Genomic DNA, 24,899 nt, shown 5'->3' with positions numbered 1-24,899 from the left:
CTGCGCTGGCGGATGACCTCTCGGCACTGGCCCGGGGCGTGCTGCTGCAGATGTTGTCGTTCGTGGCTGCGGGCTCCAGCGACTACGGGCCGACTGTGGAAGGCGCGGGTCTGTACTTGGTGACGACGACGCGACTGCCGCGGTATCCGCGTTCGCGAATCTCACGGAAGAGGCCCGCGGCGTTGGTCGAGCCGCTGCGGAAGCGATGCTGTAGGTAGGGCTTGAAGCGATTGATGTGGCCGTTGGGCCGACGTTCGTGTGCGGAGGCGAGGATCTGGTCGAGGTCGGTGGTCAGGTAGTGGCGCACCGTCTTGCGGTCCCGCCCGAGGCGGCGCGCGATGGCGCTGATGGTCCAGCCGCGGTCTCGGAGCTGGTGGATGTCCGTGTGCCACTGGCGGACCCGGGCCAGGAGCTGGCCGTCTGGCGGGTCTGCGGGCTCCGGTGGCCCGATCAACGCTGCCAGTACCGCGGGGTCCGATATCTCCTGGGGCTGGTCCGGATCGTTGGACTCGGCGTCTTTGCGCAGGCAGGCGCGATGCTGGTGAGCGGTCCGTTCCACGGCGCGGGCGAGTGAATGGAGCAGATGCCACCTGTCCGCGACTTCGATCGCGTCGGGTGGCGCGCGAGCCGCGGCCTGGCTGAACGTGCTGCACCGGTCCCGGCAGATCACCTTGATGCCAGGGTGAGCAGCGAGCCAGGCCGCCACCGTGTACGCGGTGCGGTCGGGCAACAAGTCGATCGGCCGTCGTGTTTCCGAAACCGCAGCGTGACCCCAACCCGGACCTCGTCGGTCTCACCAGCGGTCAGCCAGTCTTCGGCCGCGCTTCCAGTACGCCAGTGTCGGGGGCGATATGCGATGGACTGTCGAGCGGCCGTTCCTGTTACATCGACCTGCCGCCGGCAGCCACCGGGTGGCCGGCTGACCTAAGCGGTTGCAATGAAGTCAGCTGCTGATCCTTTTGCCGCCCGAACCCGCGAGCAGCGCAGTCGGCGCGGGATCCGCAGCGCACTTCCCGCATCCGCTCGCCTGTCTTTCGGATCACCCGATCCCTGGTCTGGTGTGTACGACCAGCCAGTCCGCGTCGAAAGCTTCACCGGCGTCGGCCGAGAAGGGCAGCCTGCTCCTTCTTGAGTCGCGCGAAGCGCGTCGTGGCGTACTCCTTCAGCTCCGGTCCCGGGAACTGGATGACGGACTTGTATTCGCCGAACTCGCCACATGCCCAGCGCGCCGCGGTGATCTCGTAGCCGGATACGTGGGCGCACAGTTCCAGCAGGACGGGCGGCACCTCCTCTTCGATGAGGAGGTCGGCCTTGGTGACGACCACATCGCGCATTTTCTGGATGTTGGGTAGGAAGACGGTCGTGGCCCAGATGCGCCACTCAGCGAGCTCCTCCTCGGTGGGGGGTATGTCATGGTCGAACGGGTGGATCCCATCAGGTCGGACATATCTCTCGCAAAACGTCTCGTAGGCACGCTTGTTGGCCTCCATGAGTGCGAAGAGTGGGCCGTAGAAGTCGCTCAGCTGCTGGTTCAGTCGGGCGAGTCGGGCCTGTCGCTGCGCGAGCCTCAGCCCATTGAGGTATGTCGCCAGGTAGCCGGCGAAGGCCAGGCTGACGGTCAGGATCACTGTGTTCATGGAGGGGATGCTAGGCCCGGTCCTGTCAGACGATCTGATCGTTGGTCACTGATGCGCAGTGGGCGCCGCTTGAGCCGTTGTTGCCGGATCGGGCGCCGAAGCGGGGCAGTCGTCGGTCTCGGTGAGGTGGTGGGCGGGGGTTCGGGTATGAGGTAGGGCAGGGAGGGGCTGCCCATGTCGAAGGTCTTGCGTGTCGAGTTGACGTCTGATCAGGAACGCGAGGTGCGTGAGCGTCTGCGGGCATGCGATCTCGCGCCGGGTACCAGACTGCGTCTGGAGTGCATACGGCTGCTGGAACTGGGACGCCGTCGTCAACGGCCTGATACTGCCCTGGAGTTCGGGCTCCGTCGAAGGCCAGGTCACACGCATCAAACTGATCAAACGCTGGTCAGACGGGGCGTCGCCAGGGGTCGTGTCAGCCACGGTCGTTCTCCTGAATCCTTTGAAGGGCGTAGAGGGCTCGCCGGGATGACGAGACGGGAGCGGACAGAGCCCGCCTCCTCATCGACGTGTACGGACGTCCCGCACCCCAGGGCAGCAAGAAGGCGCGCCCTCGTCACCGCCGCCACCAAGGCCGCGATGGGCGACACCATGCGAGCTGTTCTTCCCCACGGGCGGATCGAAGGCGGCCCGCCGGCAGACCGAGGTCGCGAAGGCACGCAAGACCTCACGCGACCAGGACTTTTACAGCAGGCCCTGATCGGCCGGCCGCCACGGCGACATCCCCCGTGCTCAGGTGACCGCCATCAAGCTCCGGCACAGTTCGGTGATCTGGCAACAAGATGCCTTCACCTGACGAATTAGAACAACTATACGTATCTGATTGCCAACTGAGGGTAGTATCCCCGTTCGACCACGCGTGTCGATCATGGTGCGCGGTGCCTCAGAGAGGTCTGAGGCATGTACTTGGGGGAGGGGACTGTGCCATCAAGACGGCGCAGGCGCGGCCGCACGGCGGCGTGCCTGCTAGCAGCCTGGAGCATGTTGTTCGCGGCAGCACCCACGGGTTATGCGGCGAGTGCGGAACGGGTCGCGGCGGGGGCCGTTGAGGCATCTCAAGGGCCGCAGCCGACGGCTCCGCAGCGGGCCATGACTTTGAAGGAACGACGGGCGCAGGTAGCGAGCGAGAAGACGCTCGGCCGTATGTCCTCTGCGGCGTTGCCGCAGTCGGGCAAGTCGATGCCTGAGAAGTCCGGAGGGAAGGCCAAGCTTCGGACGGAGGCCGCAGCCGAAGAGGTCCAATACACGGCAAAGATCGAGAGGGCCGAGGTATGGGACGCGAGCGGCAGACTTCGAGGATGGGACGAGCCAGGGGGGCACGGGTTCACTCCTCGAGATGGCGAGAAGTTCACGGTCAAGGGCTGGGTCTTCGCCGGGGGCATTGACACCGGGTCGGCTCCAGTAAACGTGAGGTTTGGATGGGTCTGCGGCGTCAACCTGAATGAACCGATAAAAAACACGGTCGACAGCCCCATGCCGAAGGTGTACTACTCCGCTCCTGTCACCGTGTCGGCACCTTCCCATCTCACCCCGGGCGAGGGAGCCCCGGTCAGCTTCTCGGTCACGTTCCAGAGGAGCGACTGCCTTGACGACATCAAGCGGAACGATGGAAAGGCGAAACCTGACCCCTACGTAGCTCCGATGGGTTGGCAAGTATCGGTGCAGGGACAGGGGCTGGATGGTACCTACGACTCGGCGCGCAGCGTCCTGGGCATCGCACTCGCAGACCTTCCCGGCAATCAGACCTTCGGCTCCTCCTGCGGTTCCAACTCGGCCAGTGCGCCCGCTTGCGCAGGCAGCAGGGGCGTGGGCGTCAACACCGCCACCGGCGCGTTCTCCCAGACCGTGACTGACGCGTCCGTACCCGGGACGCTGCCGCTCGACCTGCGTCGAAGCTATTCCTCGAACAACATCGTGTCCGGCTCGCTGGGGGCCGGCTGGTCTGCCTCGTGGGACGCGCGACTGGACGAGCAGACGAACGGCAACGTGGTCTTCCGCGCGGAGGACGGGTCCCAGTACCCGTTCACGAAAACGGCCGACGGCACCTACGCGTCTGAGGCGCACGTCGGTTCGACCTTGACGAAGACGGCCACCGGGTACGAGCTGAAGACTCGGGTGGGCAACATCGTCGGCTTCGATGCTTCCGGGAACGTCACAGAGCAGCGGGACCGGCAGGGGCGCAAGTCGTCGTTCGAGTACAGCTCGGGCCGCCTCGTCGGCGTGACCACGAACACCGGTCAGCGTGCGACGTTCGCGTACTCCGGGAGCCTGCTCTCGGAGATCTCGCTATGGGATGGCCGGAAGGTCTCGTACGAGTACACCGGGGGCCGGCTCACCAGTTTCATGGGACCGGACGGCAAGCCGGTGAACTACGGCTACGACGCCGGCGGCCGGTTGCAGTCGATCAGCGACAAGCGCGGCAACGAGGCCGTGCGGAACACGTACGACAGCCAGGGCCGTGTCGTCGAGCAGCAGGCCGGCTTCCTGACCGGAAAGATCTCCTTCGCGTACTCCGGTGAGGAGACCGACGTCACCATGCCGGACGCCGGCGTGTGGACCGACATTCACCACGACAACGTCCTCCTCGCACAGTACGACCCGTTCGGCAACAAGACTTCGTTCGAGTACGACTTCCAGCTCGACCCGGTGGCAGTCACCGACGCACTGGGCAATCGCTTCGGTGTCGAATTCGATCCGCAGGGACGGCCGACCAAGTCCCGAGGACCGCTGACGTCCCAGAGCTGGGCGTACACCGCCGCGGGCGGACTCAATTACGCCCTGGACGACAACGGGAAGATGACGCGGTTCGGCTGGGACTCCAAGAACCAGCTGTGGACGGTCATCGACCCCCTCGGCGTAGGAACAGAGTTCACCTACACCCCTGCCGGCAAGCTCGAGTCGGAGAAGTCCCCCGAGGGGCGGCGGACGGTTTACGCCTACGACGCTGCCGGAAATGTCTCCTCGGTCACGACGGGCGGGGGGCAGCGCCTGACCCGTACGTATGACGCCACGGGGCGTGTGAAGACCGAGGTGGATCCGCGCGGGAACGTCGAGGGGGCGGCCCCGGCCGACTACACGACCACCTGCACGTACGACGCCGGCGGGCGGGTCGCTTCGGCGAAGGACGCCAAGGGCAACGTCACGGCCTTTGCCTACGACGCGGCCGGCAACCTGACGTCGACCACCAACAGCGCCGGCAAGGTCACCTCCCACACGTACGACGCGGCGAATCGGCTGACCGAGACCAAGGACGCCCTGGGGCGGGTCTCGACCGTGACGTACGACGTCATGGGCAACGTCGCATCGGAAACCGATGCTGCGGGCGCGAAGACCACGTACGCCTACGACAAGGCCGGACGTCTGGTCAGCAAGACCATGCCGCGCGGCAACCTCACCGGCGCAACCGCAGGCTCGTACACGTGGAAGTACGGATACGACAAGGTCGGCAACCGCACTTCCGTCACCGACCCTGGAGGCAAGACCACCAAGACCGACTACGACGCCGAGAACCGTCCGGTCAAGGTCACCGATCCCCTGGGACGAGTGCGGACCACCGCCTACGACGGTGCGGGCAATGTCCGGGCGACCATTGACGCGCTCGGCAAGGTCACCACCTACACCTACGACGGCAACAACCGGCGCCTTTCGGCCAAGGACCCGAGCGGGAAGACCATCAGCTTCGGGTACGACCGTGACGGCAACAAGATCTCCGAGACCTCCCCGCTGGGTCACAAGACGACCTTCGCCTACGACGCGAACGGACGACAGACGGAGAGGACCGACCCGCGCGGCAACGTGACAGGCGCCGTACCCGCCCAGTACACGTGGCGCACCAGCCACGACGCAGCGGGCAACGTTACGGCGCAGACGGACCCGCTCGGCAACAAGGTGACGAGCGCCTACGACGCGGTCGGCAACCTGACGGAGCGCACCGACCCACTCGGGAAGAAGACCGTCTCCGTCTTCGACGCACTGAACCGCCCCACCAAGGTCACCGCTCCGGACGGCGGCGTCACGCTCGTCGAGTACGACGCCCTCGGGCAGATGACCAAGCGTACGGACGCCAACCAGCAGCCCACGCTCTACGGCTACGACAGCGTGGGTCGGCTCACCAAGGTCACTGACCCTCTGGGTCGCTCGACGTCATACGCGTACGACGTCGAGGGCAACCGGACCAAGGTCACCAACGCTCGCGGGCAGACCATCACGACCGCCTACGGGCCGCGCAGCCTGCCGACCAAGACGACCTACTCGGACGGCACGCCCACGGTGTCCTACGGGTACGACTCAGCCGGCCAGACCACGTCCGTGACGGACGGAACCGGGACCCGAAACCTCACCTATGACCTGAACGGCCGGGTGCTGACCATCGGCCAGCCGGGGGCGACCAAGCCGTTCACCTACACCTACAACCCGAACGGCACCCTCGCCAGCCGCGCCTACCCCGACGGCCGCACCACCGCCTTCACCTACGACGACGACGGCCGAGTCACCGGACAGACCACCAACGCCAAGACCACGGCCTACGCCTGGGACGAGGCCGGTAACCTCACCTCCACCAAGCTGCCGACCACGGCCGCCAGGACGGAGAGCCGCACCTACGACCAGGCCGGCCGACTGACCTCGATGACCGAGGGCAACGGCAACCGGACCTTCGAACGCGACGCGGCCGGCCGCGTCATCAGCGACACATTCAAGGACCTGGCCACTACGAAGCCCGCCACACGCTACGGCTACGACACCGCAGGCCGCCTGACTCGCAGCTGCACCGACACCACAGGCGGCGGATCCTGCCTGAGCGGGACCGCCGGCGAGACGTACACCTACGACAAGGTCGGCAACCGTCTCACCACCAAGACCGCGACGGCTACAACCACCAACACCTACGACGCCGCCGACCAACTCACGCGCAGCGTCACCGGCACCACCACCAGCGACTTCACCTACGACGCCGACGGCAATCTCGCGAAGAACTCCGCGGGCACGTACGCCTACACGGCCGAAGGCCGCGTCAAGACCGCAACCATCGGAACCAAGGTCTGGACCTACGGCTACGACGCCGACGGCAACCGGACCAGCCTCAGTGTTGACGGGGCGTTGCAGCGCACCGCCTGGTGGGACGTCAACAACAAGCTGCCAGTGATCGCCAGCGAGCGGGCCACTGACGGAACGCTGATGGGGAACTACGAGTACGACCCCCTCGGCGCGCCGCTGGCCATGGACAACACGAAGGGCAGCTACTACTTCCAGAACGACCGCCAAGGATCCGTTACGGCCGTCTACGACGCGGCGGGCACCGAGAACTACGCCTACACGTACGGCCCGTGGGGCGCGACCAAGGGAGCGGCCGGCATCACTGGCGGCCAGACCAGCCCCTTCGGCTACACCGGCGAGTACAAGGACCCATCGGCATCGAACTGGCTGTACCTGCGTGACCGTAGTTACCACTACGTCACAGGCCGGTTCAACACGCCCGACCCCGAACCCACCAGCCCCGGCAGCCCAAACTCTTCCGCCTACGCCTACGCCAACAACGACCCGATCAACCAGTCAGACCCGTCGGGCCGTTGCCCGCTCTGCATCTCGGCCGGCATCGGCGCCATCATCGGCGGTGCCATCGAAGGCGGAATTTACAGCTGGCAGCACCGTAACGACGGCCAGTTCTCGTGGGGCGACTTTGCGGAGGCCACCGGGCGAGGGGCAGCGATCGGAGGCCTCGCCGGTGCGCTGATGCCCGGTGCGGGCAACGCCGTGGTGAGGGGACTCGGGCTGACCGGGGGACGCGCCCTCGCCACATCTGCCGGCGTCAACGCAGTGGTCGGAGCCGGGTTCTCCTGGGGTGTCAACACGGCACTGTGCCGGCCGACCGACCCGTGGGATCTGGTAATCGGGGCGGCTGGCGGTGGAGTCAGTAGCCTCCTTGGCCCCACTTTCAACTGGTTGAAGAACAGGTTCTCCCCTGGCAATCCAGTGCCTCGCTACGGACCAGGGGCGGCACATCCTGACGACCCGGCGTTTGCTGGCAAGCCGCCTCTCCCTATACCTGAGAGGCTGTCGCTCCTCTACCAAGAGCTGGATCGCCTTCCGACGGCCAGGGATGCAGAATCGGCGCTCAGACAACTAAATTCGACGCTCGATCGAGTTGAAGATGCGTACAGCGGCGTAGCGAAGAACCCGAATCCTGGCTTGAAGCCGGACGGTAGGATGTACGCCCCTCGCGACGATTTCATTGAGAGGCACGCGGACGGCAGCCTTAGGGCCGTAACGAGGGGGAATACGATCGAGATCGGCGCAGACGGCACACTGCAAATCTATAGCCGCCGCTCAGGAGAACTCGTTTACAGCAAGGAGGGCGGAGGAAAGTGAGCCCTACACAGGAACCGGACGACAGCATGTGTACCCTCATCCACTCCGTCCTCGGCGACGACGTGCACATTAGGATCGAGAGGTTCTCGTCCGGTGCCGTTGCCATCGATATTCGGAAGTCAGGGCACCATCTAGCGGTGGACGGAACTTCAACAGGGCGCGAATGGGGAGTTTCCATCGAACCCTCACCAGGGACAGAGTTCCTGCGCCATGACCAAACTCTCGGTTCCCTAGAAGCCGCTTTGAGAACAGCAAGGGAGCTCATCGAACAGCAAACGAGCTGAATCACAGAGCGAGCCCCGGATACGGTGCCGGGGCTCGCAGCCTCTCGCTCACCCTGTGAGATCGAAGCGGGATCCGTCCGGGTCAGCGGCGTTCCTCTGACCTCAAATTCCGAAGCGCCCCTGATATTCAAAGAACCGGGGCGCTTCTGCCATTGCGAGGTGCAGGTCGGTCCTACGCCGCGACAGGCACCGCGACCTCACGCTCGACGTCGGCCGGCTCCGCGTCGTCGATCGGGGAGGCCGACGGCCACGAAGGTGGCCGGTCAAGTTGTAACTCCTGTGATCGTGTCCGCGCGGGAGGACATCCTCGACAAGGACAAGTACAACTCGGCTTGGTGATCTCGACCCACTCGTGGGTCTGCGACCGGTTGGAGCGGGTGTCCCGTCCGGGGCTGTCGGCCTGCACACGGCTGATCTCCACGGATCATGTCCAGGATCGGGTCGATGGCATTGTGGGCATGGGTGGGGTTCGACACGGCGGGTCTCCTCGCGGTGGCGCTCCCATGACGCGCCGACCCAGGAAGGGGGTGCCGGCGTGGAACGTGGCGGTACTGCGGGGAGGGGGTGTGGCGGCTTTGACGCGCGGCATCTTCGGCGGCCTCGTACCACAGGTCTGCGTCGTGGCTGCCGGGCTGACCGCCCCGGCACCTTTCTTCGTCCGGTTGGCAGCCTGGTCAACCTTCTCCGGGATGGCGGCCTTGATGCCGTGTCTGCGCAGGTGGACGCGGTTTCCGCGGGACGAATAGGCCTTGTCGCCCGCGACGGCGTCGGGCCGGGTGCGGGGGCGACCCTCGGGGCCGACGGAACTCGCCGACCAGTGGGTACGCGTGGCGTTGCGGGGCGGTCGCCCCGTGCTCGTTTCCCAGCGGTGCCGTGTGTCACTCAGACCCGGTCGAAGCCGTCTGCAGCTTCCTGTGTTGATGCTTCGCGATGGAGGCAGGCACGGGAGGTGGCTGGCCCTTGTCCGAACTCATGAGGTAAGTGGCGAAGCTGCCTCCTGTGCGGACGACGGTCACGGCGTTTCCCCCAGCTTCGGGAGCAAGGGGGTTCGTCAGGAGGTAGGTGACGGAGTCGTCCCCGACCTTCGCCGAGGGAAGGGGCCGTACGCTGAAGCGGTGCGTCCAGCCTCGCTCGGAGGTGGCCGTGAACTGACTGCAGCCGGCCAGGGCCTTCCTGATCTCGGCCATCCAGGCCTCGGCCTCTTCGACGGCATGGCTGGTCAAGGTCAAGCTGCCTGGTGTCGCCTCAGGAGGCGCGTTGTCGGGCTTGATGGTCGCCCAGACCATCGCCCGGCGTACATGCTTCGGGCGCACGCTCATCATGTCGGCGATCGGACGGCATGCGGGCTTGTCTGTCGTGACGACGTCCTCGGCTTCCAGGAGCGCCAGGCTCTGAGGCACCGTGGTGAAGCCAACGAGTTCATTGCCGTCAGGCAGTGCCTTCGTCAGCTGCTCCTCGGTCAGCGGATGTTGACCGGGCGAAGAGTGCCGGGGCCCGTCGGCCGAGTCGGCTGCCGACCCGCAGGCCGTGGTGGCTATGGTGATCGCTGACAGTACGGCAAACGTCAGCGCGCGCCGCATACCTCCGTGCACAGGAACCCCTTCTCGTATGTATCGAGAGCTCCTGATGCGGCTCCCTTTGCCATGTGGCCAGGTGATGATCCCAGGCCTGAGTCAGGGAAGCAGCCCATTATCCGTCCCACTCCTTGAGGAGTTCGAAGCGGGGCTTGAGGAACATCTGAACGGAAACCGGCACTATGCCCTGCCTGGGCCTGAGAGGGCTTTGACCTGGGCTTCTGCGGGGGCTGACCCTTCGGCAGTCGTATTGATCGACTGTCTGGAGGTCCGGGGTGCCGGTTGAGTTTTTGATGAGCAGGCCGCCGCGTATGCGGCGTTTCGCGGGGCGCCGTCCCGCACGGAACTGGAGCGGTTCTTCTTCCTGGACGATGCGGACCGGGAACTGATCGAGGACAAGCGTCGGGCGCACAACCGGCTGGGCTTCGCGGTGCAGCTGACGGCCGCGCTACCTCGGGGCGGACGACGCCACTGATGCGCCGACAGGGTCGTGGACTACCTCGACGAGCAGCTCAACATCGCGGACGCGTCCGTGCTCAAGGTGTACGGCGAACGGGAGAACACCCGCCTGGAACACGTACGGGAGCTGCGGCGGGTCCTGGAGTGCCAGGAGTTTGCCGAGGCGGAGGCCGGAGGCCGGACGGCTGCGCGAGCGCCGGTGCTGCTGCCCGGTGTGACGACGCTGACCCGGCTGGTTGCCTCGGTGCACGAGGCAGCGAACCAGCGGCTGTGGGACACCTTGTACGGGCTGCTGAACACAGGGCAGAGGGCGGTGCTGGACTCGCCGCTCACCGTGCCGCACGGCGCCCGGGTCTCGGAGCTGGACCGGCTGCGCCGAGGTCCGGTGCGGGTGTCCGGGCCGACACCATCTGCCGCCCCAGGTCCCGCGCGGACCGGGGCGCGGGGCGTTGGTGGCATCGACCGCCGTATGGCCGGTTGGAGCAGAGCCGGCGCAGGGCGGGACTGCCGGAGAGCGTGGTGCGGGGCTCGCCGTCTGTGCTCGAAGGCAGTCAGGAAGGCTGCGCACGATCACTCTCGACTCGTACAACCGTTCCCGGCCTTCGCGTGTCTGATCGAGGCGGCCTACTCCTGTCCGTGCCGCCCGATCCATTGGGGGATCCTTGCCTTCACGCACCACCCGACGACGCCTCTCCACCGCCGTCGCCGTCGTTCTCGCCCTCACCGCCGGCGTCGGCCTGTGCGCCCCCGCGGCCGTCGCGGCACCAGGCGAAGCCACGGGCGCGGCGGTCACCTTCGGAGCGGAACAGGCCGGCGTCGTCTCCATCCCCGCGGGATCCGCGCTTAACGGCGTAGGGACGACCGGCGTTCTCACCAGTGCCAAGGACGCGACCCAGACGTACCGCTATCGCTGGACGCGTTTCGCGGACGGCGCTACGACCGAGCTGGCGGGGAAGGCGTACGGCTCGGCCTCCGACACCGTCGTCGTCGAAGAGAGCGACGCCTACGCGGTGTACGACATGACCGGCGGCGGCGAGCCGGTGCGCATCCCGCGCACCGCGCTGAGCAGCGGGTACAAGCTGACCCGGGTCCTCGCTTGTGATGACCGCGGGCAACTCCGCGGGCGGCGACGACCTGCGCCTGGTGTCCATGCGGGACGGCAAGGTGACCGAGCGGACGGTGACCGGCCTGCCCCCGTCTGCCGCGGACTTCTTCGTGGACGGCGACTCGTCTCAAGGCACCGCGCTCCTGCGCTACTTCATGCCCGACGGCGAGGGCATCGCCCTGGTGGACCTCGCTTCGGGCGCGGTGGTCGAGTCCCGTGACACTCCCGGCGGCTACACGCTGACCGATGTCACCGCCTCCGAGACGCACATTGCCTGGACCGACATCAACAGCATCTCGGGCGTGGGCCTGTCCGTCGCTCCGCGCGGTTCCGGCGAGGCCCAGCGCACCGCTGTCGGCGGAGGGAAGCTGAACGTCGATCTGCTGGGCGACTGGGTGCTCTACTCCCGCAAGGGATCCAGGACGGCCAACTACGCGGACCCGCTGCACGCGCTCACCGCACGCTCGCTGAAGACCGGCACGACTCTCAAGCTCCTGGACCACTCCTGGACCATCCTCCCCACGCCCGACGGTGCTCTTCTGGCGGAAGGCGGAACCGTGGAGCACGGCGAGGGTCTCTACCGGATCGCGCTCGGCGCCGACGGGACGCCCGTCGTCACGCTCGCGGCCAGCACAGGGGAGCCGACGGCGCTGACCCTGCTGGGAAGCAAGCTCCCCAGCGGCGTGATCGATCTGGACAAGACCCGTACGGTGCCGCTGGAGGCGAGCTTCAGCCGGCACAACGTCCGCCTGGTGTTCGAGCTGACGCATGTCGCCTCGCAGAGACGGATGGTCAGGGTCCAGGTCCCGTACAGCACGGGGGCGGAGGGTCCCGTCACGATCAGCACCAGCTGGGACGGCCGTCTCGACCTGCAGCAGGGCGAACTGGGCGAGTTCCTCGCGGCGTACAACGGCGACTACACCTGGCGGATTCAGGCCACCCCGATGAACGGCATCGGTCCGGCCGTGGAACGGACCGGAGCCTTCAGCGTCGTTCGCTCGGCCAAGCCCCACGATTTCAGCGACAACGGTTCTCCGGACGCTCTCGGCATCGACTCCACCGGGCAGCTGACCAGGTACGACACCGCCTACCGTTTTGACGGCCTGCACTACTGGACGGCTCGGACCGGTCTCGGCACCGGATGGCAGATCTACGACCGCCTCGTGGCGGCCGGAAACGTCGGCGGCACGGCGCAGGCCGACGTCCTGGCGCGGGACCGGAGCGGCGCACTCTGGCTCTATGAGGGCACAGGCAAGCCCGGGCAGCCGCTCGCATCTCGGAAGAAGGTCGGCACGGGCTGGCAGATCTACAACAGGATCACGTCCGGCGGCGATCTCACCGGGGACGGCAAGGTCGACCTGCTGGCCACCGACGCCGCCGGCGCGCTCTGGCTCTACAAGGGGACCGGGAGCGCCACCGCGCCGCTGGCGTACCGCGTGAAGGTCGGACACGGATGGGGCATGTACAACAAGATCGTCGCCACCGGCAACATCGCCGGCGGGCCTGCGGGCGACCTCGTCGCCCGAGACGCCTCCGGCGTCCTCTGGCTCTACCCCGGCACCGGGAACGGCACCTTCGGTTCCCGCCTCAGGATCGGCAGCGGCTGGGGCGCGTTCGCGCACCTGCTCTCCGTCGGCGACGCCAACCGCGACGGGCGCCCCGACCTCTTCGCCGTACGTCCCGACGGCATCACGTACGTCTACGAGGCGACCGGCAACCAACTCGCTCCCTTCAAAGCCGGCCGCACGACGATCAGCAGGCTCCGCCCCACCCCGGGCGAGTTCACCCAGCTGTTCTGACACGAGGGGTCGGCAGCGTCGCGATTGCCGCACTCCTCGGTCCGAACCCGGTCCCCGCCCGCAGGCCGCTGCTCTCGGGCGGGGCCACAGGCCCTGGCGGGGGTCGGCTCCTTCGGGCGAGCGGCGAGGATGCCCCCACGGCAGCGCCCTTTCATATGTGGCGCGGTCTAAGTGCCGGGTATGAAAGGGCGGCAGCCGTTCATGTGCGAGTGGCCGCTGAGCTCCGCGAGGGCGTCGGTGTACCGGTAGACGGTGTCGTCGTCCCAGGCGCGGCCGGCCACGGGCTGGCCGTCGGCGCGGACCTAGCTGCCGGCGAGCCAGGCGTCGAGGGTCGCGCGGGGGTTGGGGCGGAGCTCACACGGCCGAGGGTAGACATCCGTGCGCGGGAATTGGTCAGCGTGTTCTGACGCGGGCCGTTTCGGCGGCGTGGAACGCCGCCTCGATGAGCCCCAGCTCGCCGGCCAGCGTGCCGACGAAGGCGTCGACCGCCTCGATTGCGCGGCCCTCCAGGGTTCCGGGCTCGGCGAAAGCGGTGGCGAAAGCTCCAACCTGGGCGGTGAGTTCGGATCGACGGACCTGGTAATCGGCCCACTGGGGGCGGTGGACGGCACGCACCCGGTCAAGGGTCGCCTCGTCGATCTCCTCGTTGCGAAGGCGTCGGACCGCCTGGTGCCTGGCGTGCCACATGGCGATGTGGTGCTGCACCGAGACCGGTCCGAACGGTCCTGGGAGCGCGCGCTCGATCCGCGGTACGCCCGGCTGAGCCGGCCAGGGCGAGCACAGCTCGGTCAGGACGGACGTAAGTCGTGCCACGTCGATGCGGCCGGTCCGCTCACCCTCCTCGATGACCAGCTGAGCCGCACGCCTTTGCGGGATGGTCGCTGAGGAGCCGGCGAGCGACTCGACGATCGCGCGGGCGGTCTCGCTCCGCCTGGCGGCGGTCTGTTTGCCAGTGGCGCGAGCGTGCGTGCGCCAGGCCCGGCGCGCTTGCGGGGTGAGCACCACCGTGTCGTCGATCAGCCACAGGTACAGCACGACGCGGGCGATCGAGCGTGCGGCACTCGTCCCAGCGGAGAGCGTTCCCGGGCTTCGAGCAGCTTGGTGAACAGCTCGCGTTGTGCGGGTGGGAAGACGCGCGGGTCGCTGCCGTGCGCGCTGGCCTCGCGCGGGTCGGGGCTTGCGAGCAGTCCCTCCTCCACCCAGGAGGTCACCATCCGGGTGCTGGCCGACTCCACCCCAAGGGCGTGCGCGTCGGCGACCAGGTCGGTCGACGTGCCTTCAGCCCACACGGCGGTCCGGTCTTCGTCCATGGCGCCGAACTTACATCGAGATTCGGGGCTCGTGAGCTGCGTTCGACGGCTCTCAGCCGCGAGGGTGGTGGCCATCGACAGCCGTGCCCCGCACCGTATCCCGGCCAGGAACAAGCGGTGCGGGGGCGGCGGACATCGTCCCTGATTGGAGAGGGTCATGACCCACCGTACGCGCCGTCCCGTTTCCAAGCGGCGGCCCGCCCGCCGTCGATTCCTCCGGCGTTTTGGCCAGGCAGTGATCTACGCGGGAACCACCACGTTGGTCGCGGGACTGGCCCGCGCCCTGCTGGACCTGGTCCATCTGGCCTGACTGCCTGGGCGCGGTCAACTGGCGGTGGAGCTTGGCGCGCCTGGGTTCCACCGCCTGACGGCCTGGACGTTGCCGGGGCGGCGGCTGACCCACCCTCGCCACCCCGAGATGATGCGGGCAGCCCGTGCAGCCCCTACAACCCGGTACCGGCTCTCAACCTTGCGGAACAGACAGGCCGTCCGCTGCCCCGTATGTCCGCCCTGACCAGCGTCCGCTACGACCAAACTGCCGGGCCTTCTACGACCGCAAACGAGCCGAGGGGAAATGCCATACCCGGGCCGTGATCGCCCTCGCCCGCCGTCGCGTCAACTTTCTCTGGGCCCTGATCCGTGACCGGCGGCTCTACGAAGTCGCACCACCACTGGCCACGTTGCACTGACCTGGCCCGGAGGCATGGTCGTGTCTTCAAGACACCGAGCACGAAAGGAGTAGGTGGGCACCTTCGCAGTTTTCGCGATGTTGGCCATCGATCCCAAGTCCTCGTCTGCGCTCAGGCTGGCGGCGGGGAAGGCGCCATGTCGTACTCATCGACGTCCAGAAACGCGCCAGTAGCGGCAAGAAAAGCGATTGCTTCGCGGTCGAGCGCCCAGCCGAAGAGGTTGTGCTCCCGATCCTGAGGCTGCCCGACCTCGTCCTGCTGCTCGCCGTCGTTGAAGTAGCGCACGACCTCCAGCACGGCCTCGAGGCCCGGTTCTTCTTCGTCGCCTGCACTGTTGTACTGCTTCATGAGCTCGGCTATGAGGTCGGTCCGCGGTCGGAGACGGCCCAGGACGTGTGCGATCTGTTCGTCTACGCACAGGTCCGGTTCCCTGCACACGACCTTCCAGATCTGACAGAACGCATTCGCCGGGTCAACAGGGAGACGGCGCGGGTTGACCACTTTCGTCTCATCAGGCTCAATACCCAGCGCATCAGTTATCTCCTGCGCAGTGATGCGTCGGCTGGACAGAGCGAAGTAGACGTACTGGTGGAGAGGCATCCCCGGAGAATACGCGTTCACCCTTCACACCCACTCGCCTGACTGCGAGTGAGTCCCGACGCCCCAGTGGGGCATGGTCAGGACATCTGAGGAACGACTTTCCTAAGGGGCCGTCTCATTTGGTGCTGGAGAGGTTCCTTGACACGAGCACGGCGAGTTGGTGCAATCGCTGGCAGTAGTGGGCTCCTGCAGGGTCATTGATCTCAGGGATGACTCGGTCCAGGTCCTCGGTGCAGCTGTGCAGGATGTGGCTGTTCTTCGAGTCGAGAGTGCCCCCGTTGTCCAGCCACGTATGAACGCAGCCGGTGGTGGCTTGCGAGTAGGTAGTGGTGGGGTCGGTCTGTGACATGTGTGGCGAGCCGTCGCCAGCGCTTGGCGGCAGGGTGGGTCGGGCAGGGAGTTTCGGGGGGTGTTGCTGCGGTGCGTGCGTAGCTCGGCCTGTGGCTCAGTCGGTGGCCGAGCAGCGTGAGCAGGGCCGGGAGCAGGGTCAGAGCTGCGAGGACCGCTACGAGTACGGCGATCGCGGGCGCGAGGGCCAGGGCGTGCAGGAGCGGGAGCCCGCCGAGCGCGAGACCCGCCAGTGCGGCCGCGACCGCGCAGCCGGCGAAGGCGGCGGCCTTGCCGGCGCTCGCCGTGGTGTGTCCGGCGGCGTCCACCGCCGGGTGTCCCTGGGCCAGGAGTTCACGAAAGCGCGTCAGGCAGAAGAGGGTGTAGTCGATGCCGACGCCGAGGCCGATCATCGCCGCGATCGTGGCGCCCGCCGAGGGCATGTCGAGGACGTGCCCGACCAGGCCGATCGCCGACAGTGAGATCACCAGTCCCACGACTCCCACTGCCAGGGGGAGGCCGGCCGCGAGGATCCTGCGCAGCCCGAGGAACAGGACGATTGCCGCTGCGGCAAGCCCGATCAGCTCGCTGTGGGTGGTGGACTCCTTGTCGGCGGCTGCCGCGAGCTCGCCGCCGGGGGTGACCGTGATGCCCGCCTGCCGGGCGGGCTCGGCGGCTGACATGACGGCCTCGCTGATCTCCGGGGTGATGTCGCGGCCCGTCACGTTCAGACCGATTGAGAGGTAGGCGGTGTGGCCGTCCGCGCTCATGGCCGCCCGGCCCGGTGTCCCGTACGGCGTGCCGACGCTCATGACGTGGTCCACCCGGGCCACGTCCGCGGCCGCCGCCTCGACCGCCTTCCGGGCGATGGCGGACGTCAGAGCCGGGCCGTCCGGGGCCGTGTGGAGTACGAGGGGCTGGTTGCCGGAGGCGGGGCCGGGGAACGCGTCGGCCACATCCCGGGCGGCTTGGCTGTCGCTGCCGGGGATGACGACCGCTTCGCTGGTGACCCGCCCCTGAAGCATCACCGCGCAGGCCACGGCGATGGTCACGGCAGCCCAGAGGGCGAGGATCCGTCTCGGTCTGCGGGCACACCAGCGGCCCAGGGCAAGGAACATCGTGCCGCGCTTCCCTCCGCAATGAAGTTGCACTCCGAGTGCAGATTCACCGTTGCACTCGGAGTGCAATAATGTCAACGGGAAGAAAGGAGCCCCCGTGGGACGGCATCCCGAGCAGAACAGCCCGCGGCGCCCCGGCAGCCCCCCGGCCGGCGCGGCTGACGTTGCCACCGCCGCCGTTGCTGCGGACGGCCGGACCGCGCGCGGCCGGCAGACCCGCGAGAAGATCGCCGACGCGCTGCTCGCGCTTCTCGATGAGGGGGAGACGGACTTTCCCGCCGACCGGGTGGCCCAGTACGCGGGGGTCTCACGACGATCGGTGTTCCACCATTTCGACGACATGGCCCAACTCGTGGACACCGCCATCACCCGCCGCCTGGGACAACTCGCCGAGCAGATAAGGCCCTTGCCCACCAGCGGTCCGCGCGCCGCACGCGTGGCGGCCTTGGTCGAACAGCGCGCCCGAATCCTCGAATGGATCACCCCGGCACGCCTGGCGATCATGCGCATGGAGCACCCTTCGGACCGCATCCGTGAAGTCACCGATGAGGCCTTCGCCGACGCCCGCCGACGCCTGGAGGCAGTGCTGGGCGAGGAGCTCGGCCGTGTGTCGGGTCGACGGCGTACGGATCTGGTCGACGGGCTCGACGCGGTGACCACGTGGGGCGCCTGGTACCACTGGCGCTCCACCGGGCTCAGCCCCGACCAAGCGCGGCACGCCATGGAGGCCACCGTGCTCAACTTGCTCGACTCGATCGGCCCGCCCGACCAGGTGCTCCACGGGTCCGAGTGAACGGGACCGCGCCGGCGACTCGGCCCGCCGCGAGCGCGACGCGCGGACCGTCCGGTTGCGGGCGGACGTCCGACAGGGGATGCCACGAGCGCTGACCAGAACGACGACGCCCGGGACGAGGAGCCGAGGAGTCACTTGTGATCAGTCGCGGGGGACCTCGGAGTGGTCCTTGGCTCGTTTTGCTGGCGGACGATGCATCGCCTCACGGGCGAGCGCCTTCCTCGCAACGTCCCCGCTGGTCTCGATCACCTCGAAGACTTCGCCGTACGCACGCCGCCAGGCGGGTGACAGGCCTGTCAGGTTCCTTTCCTGCGGGGCGTTCCGTTCAGTTCATGAACGGCCGGGCCCGAACAGTCCGGACCTTCAGATGGTCAACGGCACCGCCCGCAGCGAACACGGAGCGGACTTCCCACTCGTCGTCGCCTCGTGCACGCGTTCACCCAGCAGCCCGGGACCGCCCGCCACGACCTGGTCCTCGTCGACGTTGACATGTTCGGCTTCTGGAGCTGCGGCACGCCACTGGCCGCGCTCCTCGCTCTGGACATCGGCCGATCCGGAACCGGTCGGAAGCTGACCCCGGACAGATGAACGGCCGGACGGCCCGGCTCGCCCGGCAGGGCGGCGAGGATGGGGTGGGTATCGGTCCGCCGTCAGAAGATGTGCTGCGCGCTGCCGGCCATGGCGGTCTATACGACCGGCCGCATCCCCCGCTCCCCGCCGGTGGCTGCGGGCTGCGGGTTGCCGTACGCCGCCGACTCGCGCGGCGCCGCGTCCCCGTCGCCGGCGTTGCCGGTCCAGTCCGCGACGCGGGCTGCCGAATGCCGAATGCCGGCTGCCGGCTGCCGGCTGCCGGCTGCCGGCCCAGGGCTGAGGGCTGAGGGGTTTCAGGCCCATGCCAGGAGTCCGACCGCCACCAGCGCGTCGACGACCATGCACCATTCCGCGTACGCCCGCGGCACCACCGCGCGCGCCCGGTGGTGCGCGAAGTCCCAGGCAGAGTGCGCGAACCATGCGGCGGCGACGATGTACACCGCCGCCCGCCCGCCGACCGCGAAGGCGAGCAGCGCGGGCAGCGACCACAGGACGAGACCGCACAGCTGGATCCCGAAGGCCCGCCGTGTGCGCAGCTCGCCGCGCAGTGCCCCGACGACGAGATACACGCCGGGCAGGGTGATCATGAGTACGGCGAAGGGCTGCCAGTTCACCGCGCCGTCCCAGAAGACGACGGCGACGCAGGCGAGGGCCATGAACGTGGGCCAGCGATGCGCGAGATGGGCGACGGCGTGTACGGGGACTTCCTGTCGTGGTGTGTTCTCCATGCGCCCCACCTTCCGGGCCGCTCTGCGGCGGGCGGAAGTGTGCCGGTCCGGCAGGTCCGAAACCTTGGGGTGCCTGTCCTTTCGGCCTACCGTGGCGGCATGGAACGCCGCATCGTGGTCGTCGGATACGACGGCGCAGAGCTGCTGGAGATCGCCTCCCTGAACACCAGCCTGGCCATGGCGAACGTGACCGGGCAGGTGCGGCCGCCGTACCGGGTCCTGCTCGCCACGCCCGGCGGGCGTCCCATCGCCTGTCCGACCGGGCTCGTCATGCAGGGCCACGAGAGCCTGGAGCGGCTCAAGGGCCCCCTGGACACGCTGATCGTCGCCGCGGATTCGGTTTCGAGGCGGCCACGGCCGACGCCCGGATCGTCGCCCATGTCCGCCGGCTCGCGGCCGAGAGCCGCCGTGTCGCCTCGGTGTGCACCGGGGCGGGCATCCTCGCCGCGGCCGGGCTCCTCGACGGTCGACGTGCCACCACGCACTGGAGATTCGCCGACCGGCTCGCGCAGCGGCATCCCGCCGTCGAGGTCGACGCGACCCCGCTCTACATCCGCGACGGGAACGTCCTCACAGCCGCCGGCGTCACCAGTGCGCTCGATCTCGCCCTCGCCATCGTCGAGGAGGACCACGGCCCGGAACCTGCCCGCCGGATCGCCCGGGAGCTGGTGATCTACCTGCAACGGCCCGGCAACCAGGCCCAGATGAGTATCTTCACCACCGCACCGCCTGTCGGCAACGACGTCGTCCGGCGGATCGCGACGCACATCGCGGGGCACCTGGGCGGCGATCTGTCGGCACCTGCCCTGGCCGCCCTCGCCGGCGTCAGCGAACGCCACCTCACCCGCCTGTTCCGTGAACACCTCGGCGCCACCCCCGGCCGGTACGTGCGCCGCGTCCGCACCGAGGCCGCCGCCCATCTCCTCGCCGGTGGCACGCTGCCGCTCGCCGCCGTCGCGGCCCGCTGCGGCTTCGGCACCGCCGAGACACTGCGCCAGGCGTTCGTCGCCCGGTACGGCATCTCCCCGTCCCGCTACCGGGCCGCCTCGACCCGCACCTGACCCGCCCCGCCCCCGCCGAGCAGGGCGGGCCGCGGCCTGCCCGTCGCTTCTGAAGAAAGCCATAGCTGCCCGGCTCACCCCCGGCTTCCGCGAGGCGACCTGACTGGCCTGCGGCGGTCTGCAGCCGGAAAACACTCGGCGTACGGGCCGGACGAGGGCGCCCCCGAGCCGATCTCCCGGTCTGCCTGTGCTCGCGCGGGTACGCTCGGCCGGCCTGCCGCTCGGTCAGGTCCCCGCCGCGCGGCCCGTGGTGCGGGACGAGAAGGCCGGTGCCGTCGCACCTGCCTGCAGGGGCTCGGCCCTCGCCGTCATCGGGCGCATCCCGGTAGTCGTCCCGCTGACCCCCGCCCCGTGCAGCTCCGCCGCACGGTTCGCCACAACCGGGAACCGCACACATGCCCACCTCATCGCCACCCTCGGCCGGCCAGCGGGCGGGCCGTTGCGCGTCCCGGCCCGCCGACCGTGTCCGACAGCGACACGCCACCGGGCAGGCAGCGCACGCAGCAGCGCAACCCTCCGGCGTACCGGACCCCCAGCCCGCACCGGCGCCGCCGCAGCGCCCCGCTGCCGCTGCCCAGCCCGCACCTACGACGCGTCCGGGTGCGTCGGGGCCGGGTCCGGCCCCCGCGGCGGCCTGGGGGCCCGGCGCCGGGCCCGTGCCAAGCGCGCCACGCGTGCGATGCCGTAACCGAGCAGCCACGGCAGGAGCGTGATGCCTCCCACGTACACGGCCAGGTACCCGAGGAAGTCGTGGAGGTGTTCCGGCGTGCCCAGCGTGCCGTCCTCCAGAACCGGACGGTCCCACCTGCTCAGCGGGAAGGCCATGACGACGGCCGAGGCCGTCACGGGGACCAGCGGGACCAGCAGCGACCACAGTCGAGGTAGGCGGCCCGGTACGCAGGCGCACCACACCCCCATGGCGATCATGGCGAACGGCCCGAACGGCACCCACAGCAACGCCGGGAGCACCAGCAGCGCCCGCCCTTCGTCCGCGTACCCGAACATCATCGGCGCCGCCCCCTGTCACCCGCCCCCGTAGGGCCTCCCACACTCACCATCCTGGAAGCATGACCGCGCAGCCGGACCTGTCCCGGGACACAGCCCAGCCCCCGCCATGAACTTCACCGTCAGCCACGTAGGCCTGCGGACCTCACAAGTCGACAGCGTCAAGCAGGAGGGACCGCTGACAGAGTTCAACTTCGCCACGAAGCGCTTCGTTGCCATCGCTGTGACTGACATCGACGGCCCTACGGACGTCCAGCAGGTGAAGGACTTCTTCTCTTGGCCGACATGGTAAGGCACCATACATTCCCCCGACCAGCGAGGAATGGGCAGCCGTCTTCAACACGAAGACCAAGGCCTTCGAAGGACTGTACGGATCGACAGCCGCAGGAGAACTGTCGGTCGCCATCCGCTGCGCCCAAGCCTCCCGGATCACCGATGCGATGTGGGAGATGGTTCAAGGTTCGGGCTGCGTTCTTCTGTGCACTGGTCTCAGTGGAGACCCAACCGCAGCCGAGTTCGGCGCCGCTGCTTAAACCCAATAGGAAGCTCCAAGCCGTCCTCGCACAAGCAGTCTTCGACTGATCCTGGGCTGCGACCGCTCGGACATCATCCCCACCTCATCCCGAGCTCGGACAACTCCCCGACCCGCTCCGGCGCGAGGCGTGCACGGCGGGAGCGGCTGTTGGCGATGAACACCCCCAGCGCGTACCCGGTACCGTCGACCTCTTCGACGTGCCGGTGAGGAACCTCCAAGTGCCCCTCCCGCTGCTGGTACTGGCGAGCGGCAGCTACATTCGCCGCCCACACCTGCGCCCGCGTCCGCTGCGGCACCGTGACGCTCTTCTCACTGTCTGGCAGGGGTTCGAGCCCGAGCGCTTCCCTCAGCAGCCAATGTTGTGCCGCTCCCAGGGTGTCCCACTGACGCCGCTGTACGGCTGCCCACTGCCCCAGGTCCTCGCCCTGGACCACCAGGCACCCCGATCCCTCCGGCAGAACTCCCCCGCCCCGTACATGCAGGCGGGCGAGATGGAAGCACCGCTGCCAGGCCACCGGCCAGGACGGGCACCACGACGGGTCAATGGCCTCCAACGCCCGCCGCCGCTCCACACTGAGCCCAGCTCCTTGCCCGGCCTTGTCCTGCCGGGCAGCGGCCCTCTGGTTCTTCAGCCACACCCCCACCGCATAGCCCTCCCACATGGCATCCGCCGGCGCCAGCAGGTGCCCGTGCTCGGCCGCCCACCCCCGCGCCGCCGACAACCCCTCGGCGAAAGCGACCTCCGCATGCGACCAGATCATGCCGAGCTCGTTCAGCTGTCCCACCCGTTCCTGGCTCAGTTCCCCACGCGTGCGCGCACTGCGCTGCCTGGCGATCCACACCCCCAGAGCGAACCCGTCCGGCGTCCGGTACTCATACGGCACAGCCAGGTCCCCGCGGTCACTGCGGTAGGCGAGCGCGGACGAAAGGCCCCGCAGCCAGAACTGCGTCTCCGGCTGCAACACCCGAAGACTGATGAACGCAGCCAACTGCGCCGGATCCCGAGGCCGGGAAAACGACAAAAGCTCCGCAGCAGCCTTACTCACGCCGCCTGCCACCTCCACCACCTCGCCAGCCGCTTCGCCGCCGGCCACCTGGGGAGCGGCCAACTGCTCCACGGCCTGGGCGTCATGAGCCCGAAGAGCCGTCAGCACCTTCACCAGCTCCCCATAGGCGCGCGAGACCAGCATCTCGTCAGGCTGCTCACCAGGCCCGAGGAACACAGGCACTACCAAAGAGGCGACCTTGCCCTCCCCGGGCTGCATCCGAAGCGCCCGCCCCACCGCCTGGACGATGTCGACTGCCGACCCCCGCACATCCGCGAAGACGACCGCATCGCACTCCTTGGTATCCACCCCCTCACCCAGCACCCGCACCGAGGACAGCACCCGCACCCACGCCGCCCCCGGATCAACCTCCGGCTCCGACGCGAACCCCTCCAGCACACGGCCCCGGTGCGCCGGCTTGTGCGCCCCACACAGCCAGTCAGCCCACACCCCATCAGCCTCCGGATACAGACCCGGATCGCTCTCCCACAACTCCTTCGCCACCGAACCAAGACCACTGGAGAACGCCTCAGCCTCACTGGTCCGGTAATGGAACGTCAGCAGCCTCCTCAACCGCCGCTCCGCAGCAGCTTTCATCACTGCCGTCTGCAAAGCCGCCAGCCGCACCCCCCGAACCTCCGCCGTCCTGCCCGCACCCCCCACCAACTCGACCACGGACACCCCAGGATCAGCGATATCGACACACACCACCTGGTACCGAGCGATCAACCCCCGCTCAATCGCCTCCGACAGCGACAGCCGGTACACCACCGGACCGAACACAGCCTCGTCATCCATCGACGCAACCAGCTCACCACCTCCCGGACCCTCCCGATCCGCCACCTCCCACAACCGCGGCGTAGCCGTCATATACAACCGACGCAGCGCCGGCACCCGCGCATCGTCGTGAACCCCCGCCCACGCCTTGCCCAACGCCCCCGACGTCCGATGCGCCTCATCCACCACCACCAGATCCCACGCACCCAACCCCGCGCGATGACTCCGCTCCACAACCCCCAGCCCCAACGAGGCATAGGTCGCGAAGACCGTCACAGACTCCAGACCCGAAACCCAACCCACCAACTCCGCCTCATCGGTGGTGCATTGGAGAACCTGTGCATCCTCGCCCGACAGCGAGCATGCACCGAACATCGGACCCCGGCGCCCCGCCTCACGCCACACCGACACCGTCTGCGCCAACAGCCCAAGCGTGGGAACCAGCACCAGAACCCGCCGGGCTCGCAGAGCCCGCGCCGCGTGCACAGCGATCAGACTTTTGCCCGTCCCAGTAGCAGCGACAACCTGGGCCCGTGCGCCGCCTGATGCCTCTCCATCAGCAACGTGCTCCAAGGCCCGCACCACTGCGTCAACGGCCTCAACCTGATGAGGACGAAGCGTCCACCGACTCGACACAGCACACCACCTGTCACCCTCGGGGCACCCAGCAGAGCCACTACCCGCTAAGCGTAGACTTTATCCGCGTTCAGTTTTGATTGCAGGGAGCCGGAGCGCGGACTCCAACCCACTATGGCAGGTGGATCACCGTCATCGGGCGAGCTCGAGTAAGAGACCACCCCACCGATTCGGCGTGAGGGGACAATGCCCAACTCGCTTCCCACGCCGCCCTTTAGCCAGCCGCCCGCGAAGCGGGCCAGGCTTGGAGGCGAAGCCGGAAAGCCAAGGCAGGGGAGCGCAGCGGACCTGCCCAACCAGGCTGCGCAGCAGCCTGGTTGGTGGGGGAGCCGAGCGAAGCCGGCTCCCCCACCAACACTCCGTCAGGCAACCGCAGCGAAGCGGAGGTTGCCCCTGGGGGAGCGCAGCGGACCCAGGGCCGCCGGGCGAAGCCCGGCGGTTCCCTCGAGCGCGCGCAGC

General features: G+C 68.2%; 13 protein-coding genes and 6 pseudogenes. 7 read left to right on the top strand and 12 right to left on the bottom strand.

Going from position 1 to position 24,899, the window contains the following annotated elements; all coding sequences use genetic code 11:
• Positions 1-82 precede the first annotated feature (82 nt).
• A pseudogene (locus ABZO31_RS00095) lies at positions 83-748 on the bottom strand (transposase); the annotation flags it as partial.
• A 343-nt stretch (positions 749-1,091) separates the two neighbouring features.
• Positions 1,092-1,637, bottom strand: coding sequence for a hypothetical protein (locus ABZO31_RS00090; protein WP_406858743.1), 546 nt, complete (start codon positions 1,635-1,637; stop codon positions 1,092-1,094).
• A gap of 1,089 nt (positions 1,638-2,726) precedes the next feature.
• Here ABZO31_RS00090 and ABZO31_RS00085 point away from each other — a divergent pair.
• The gene (locus tag ABZO31_RS00085) at positions 2,727-8,003 is read left to right on the top strand and encodes a DUF6531 domain-containing protein (protein WP_406858742.1); all 5,277 of its coding nucleotides are present in this window, start codon (positions 2,727-2,729) and stop codon (positions 8,001-8,003) included.
• Between the two features lie 618 nt (positions 8,004-8,621).
• On the opposite strand, the pseudogene ABZO31_RS00080 reads toward ABZO31_RS00085, so the two are convergent.
• The 3 genes and pseudogenes from ABZO31_RS00080 to ABZO31_RS00070 form a co-directional block, all read right to left on the bottom strand.
• Positions 8,622-8,708, bottom strand: a pseudogene (locus tag ABZO31_RS00080) (lamin tail domain-containing protein); the annotation flags it as partial.
• 178 nt (positions 8,709-8,886) lie between these two features.
• Positions 8,887-9,083: pseudogene (locus ABZO31_RS00075) on the bottom strand (IS5/IS1182 family transposase); the annotation flags it as partial.
• Positions 9,084-9,165: 82 nt separating this feature from the next.
• Complete coding sequence (locus tag ABZO31_RS00070; protein WP_406858741.1) at positions 9,166-9,867, bottom strand: hypothetical protein; 702 nt, start codon at positions 9,865-9,867, stop codon at positions 9,166-9,168.
• Between the two features lie 298 nt (positions 9,868-10,165).
• Between ABZO31_RS00070 and ABZO31_RS00065 the strand changes: the two are divergent.
• Positions 10,166-11,167, top strand: a pseudogene (locus ABZO31_RS00065) (DUF4158 domain-containing protein); the annotation flags it as partial.
• 254 nt (positions 11,168-11,421) lie between these two features.
• Complete coding sequence (locus ABZO31_RS00060) at positions 11,422-13,224, top strand: FG-GAP repeat domain-containing protein (protein WP_406858740.1); 1,803 nt, start codon at positions 11,422-11,424, stop codon at positions 13,222-13,224.
• Between the two features lie 393 nt (positions 13,225-13,617).
• Here ABZO31_RS00060 and ABZO31_RS00055 read toward each other — a convergent pair whose 3' ends face one another.
• Together ABZO31_RS00055 and ABZO31_RS00050 are read right to left on the bottom strand one after the other, a co-directional pair.
• Positions 13,618-14,259: a hypothetical protein gene (locus ABZO31_RS00055; protein ID WP_406858739.1), complete on the bottom strand. Its 642-nt coding sequence runs from the start codon at positions 14,257-14,259 to the stop codon at positions 13,618-13,620.
• Positions 14,241-14,534, bottom strand: coding sequence for a hypothetical protein (locus tag ABZO31_RS00050; RefSeq protein WP_406858738.1), 294 nt, complete (start codon positions 14,532-14,534; stop codon positions 14,241-14,243). Before ABZO31_RS00050 ends, ABZO31_RS00055 begins: the two co-directional genes overlap by 19 nt.
• Before the next feature lie 504 nt (positions 14,535-15,038).
• On the opposite strand from ABZO31_RS00050, the pseudogene ABZO31_RS00045 reads away from it, so the two are divergent.
• Positions 15,039-15,223, top strand: a pseudogene (locus ABZO31_RS00045) (IS110 family transposase); the annotation flags it as partial.
• Positions 15,224-15,334: 111 nt separating this feature from the next.
• Here the strand turns inward: ABZO31_RS00045 and ABZO31_RS00040 are convergent.
• On the bottom strand, positions 15,335-15,823 hold the full coding sequence (locus ABZO31_RS00040; RefSeq protein WP_406858737.1) for a DUF4279 domain-containing protein: 489 nt from the start codon (positions 15,821-15,823) through the stop codon (positions 15,335-15,337).
• A 203-nt stretch (positions 15,824-16,026) separates the two neighbouring features.
• Positions 16,027-17,268 (bottom strand): MMPL family transporter, encoded by a 1,242-nt coding sequence (locus tag ABZO31_RS00035; protein ID WP_406858736.1) that lies wholly within the window; start codon positions 17,266-17,268, stop codon positions 16,027-16,029.
• Between the two features lie 97 nt (positions 17,269-17,365).
• Between ABZO31_RS00035 and ABZO31_RS00030 the strand changes: the two genes are divergently transcribed.
• Positions 17,366-18,061, top strand: coding sequence for a TetR/AcrR family transcriptional regulator (locus ABZO31_RS00030; protein WP_406858735.1), 696 nt, complete (start codon positions 17,366-17,368; stop codon positions 18,059-18,061).
• A 426-nt stretch (positions 18,062-18,487) separates the two neighbouring features.
• Positions 18,488-18,649, top strand: a complete 162-nt coding sequence (locus ABZO31_RS00025) for a hypothetical protein (protein WP_406858734.1) — start codon at positions 18,488-18,490, stop codon at positions 18,647-18,649.
• Between the two features lie 296 nt (positions 18,650-18,945).
• Here the strand turns inward: ABZO31_RS00025 and ABZO31_RS00020 are convergent, their stop codons facing one another.
• The gene (locus ABZO31_RS00020; protein WP_406858733.1) at positions 18,946-19,380 is read right to left on the bottom strand and encodes a hypothetical protein; all 435 of its coding nucleotides are present in this window, start codon (positions 19,378-19,380) and stop codon (positions 18,946-18,948) included.
• 99 nt (positions 19,381-19,479) lie between these two features.
• On the opposite strand from ABZO31_RS00020, the pseudogene ABZO31_RS00015 reads away from it, so the two are divergent.
• Positions 19,480-20,544 (top strand): annotated as a pseudogene (locus ABZO31_RS00015) (GlxA family transcriptional regulator).
• A 482-nt stretch (positions 20,545-21,026) separates the two neighbouring features.
• On the opposite strand, the gene ABZO31_RS00010 reads toward ABZO31_RS00015, so the two are convergent.
• Both ABZO31_RS00010 and ABZO31_RS00005 read right to left on the bottom strand, forming a co-directional pair.
• Positions 21,027-21,449, bottom strand: a complete 423-nt coding sequence (locus tag ABZO31_RS00010; protein WP_406858732.1) for a hypothetical protein — start codon at positions 21,447-21,449, stop codon at positions 21,027-21,029.
• Between the two features lie 603 nt (positions 21,450-22,052).
• Positions 22,053-24,440, bottom strand: coding sequence for a DEAD/DEAH box helicase (locus ABZO31_RS00005; protein WP_406858731.1), 2,388 nt, complete (start codon positions 24,438-24,440; stop codon positions 22,053-22,055).
• Between the last annotated feature and the right edge of the window lie 459 nt (positions 24,441-24,899).

The sequence above is a fragment of the Streptomyces solicamelliae genome (assembly GCF_045348655.1).
In the GTDB taxonomy this organism is placed as follows: Bacteria; Actinomycetota; Actinomycetes; order Streptomycetales; family Streptomycetaceae; genus Streptomyces; species Streptomyces solicamelliae.
This window is presented reverse-complemented; position numbering and strand designations above follow the sequence as displayed.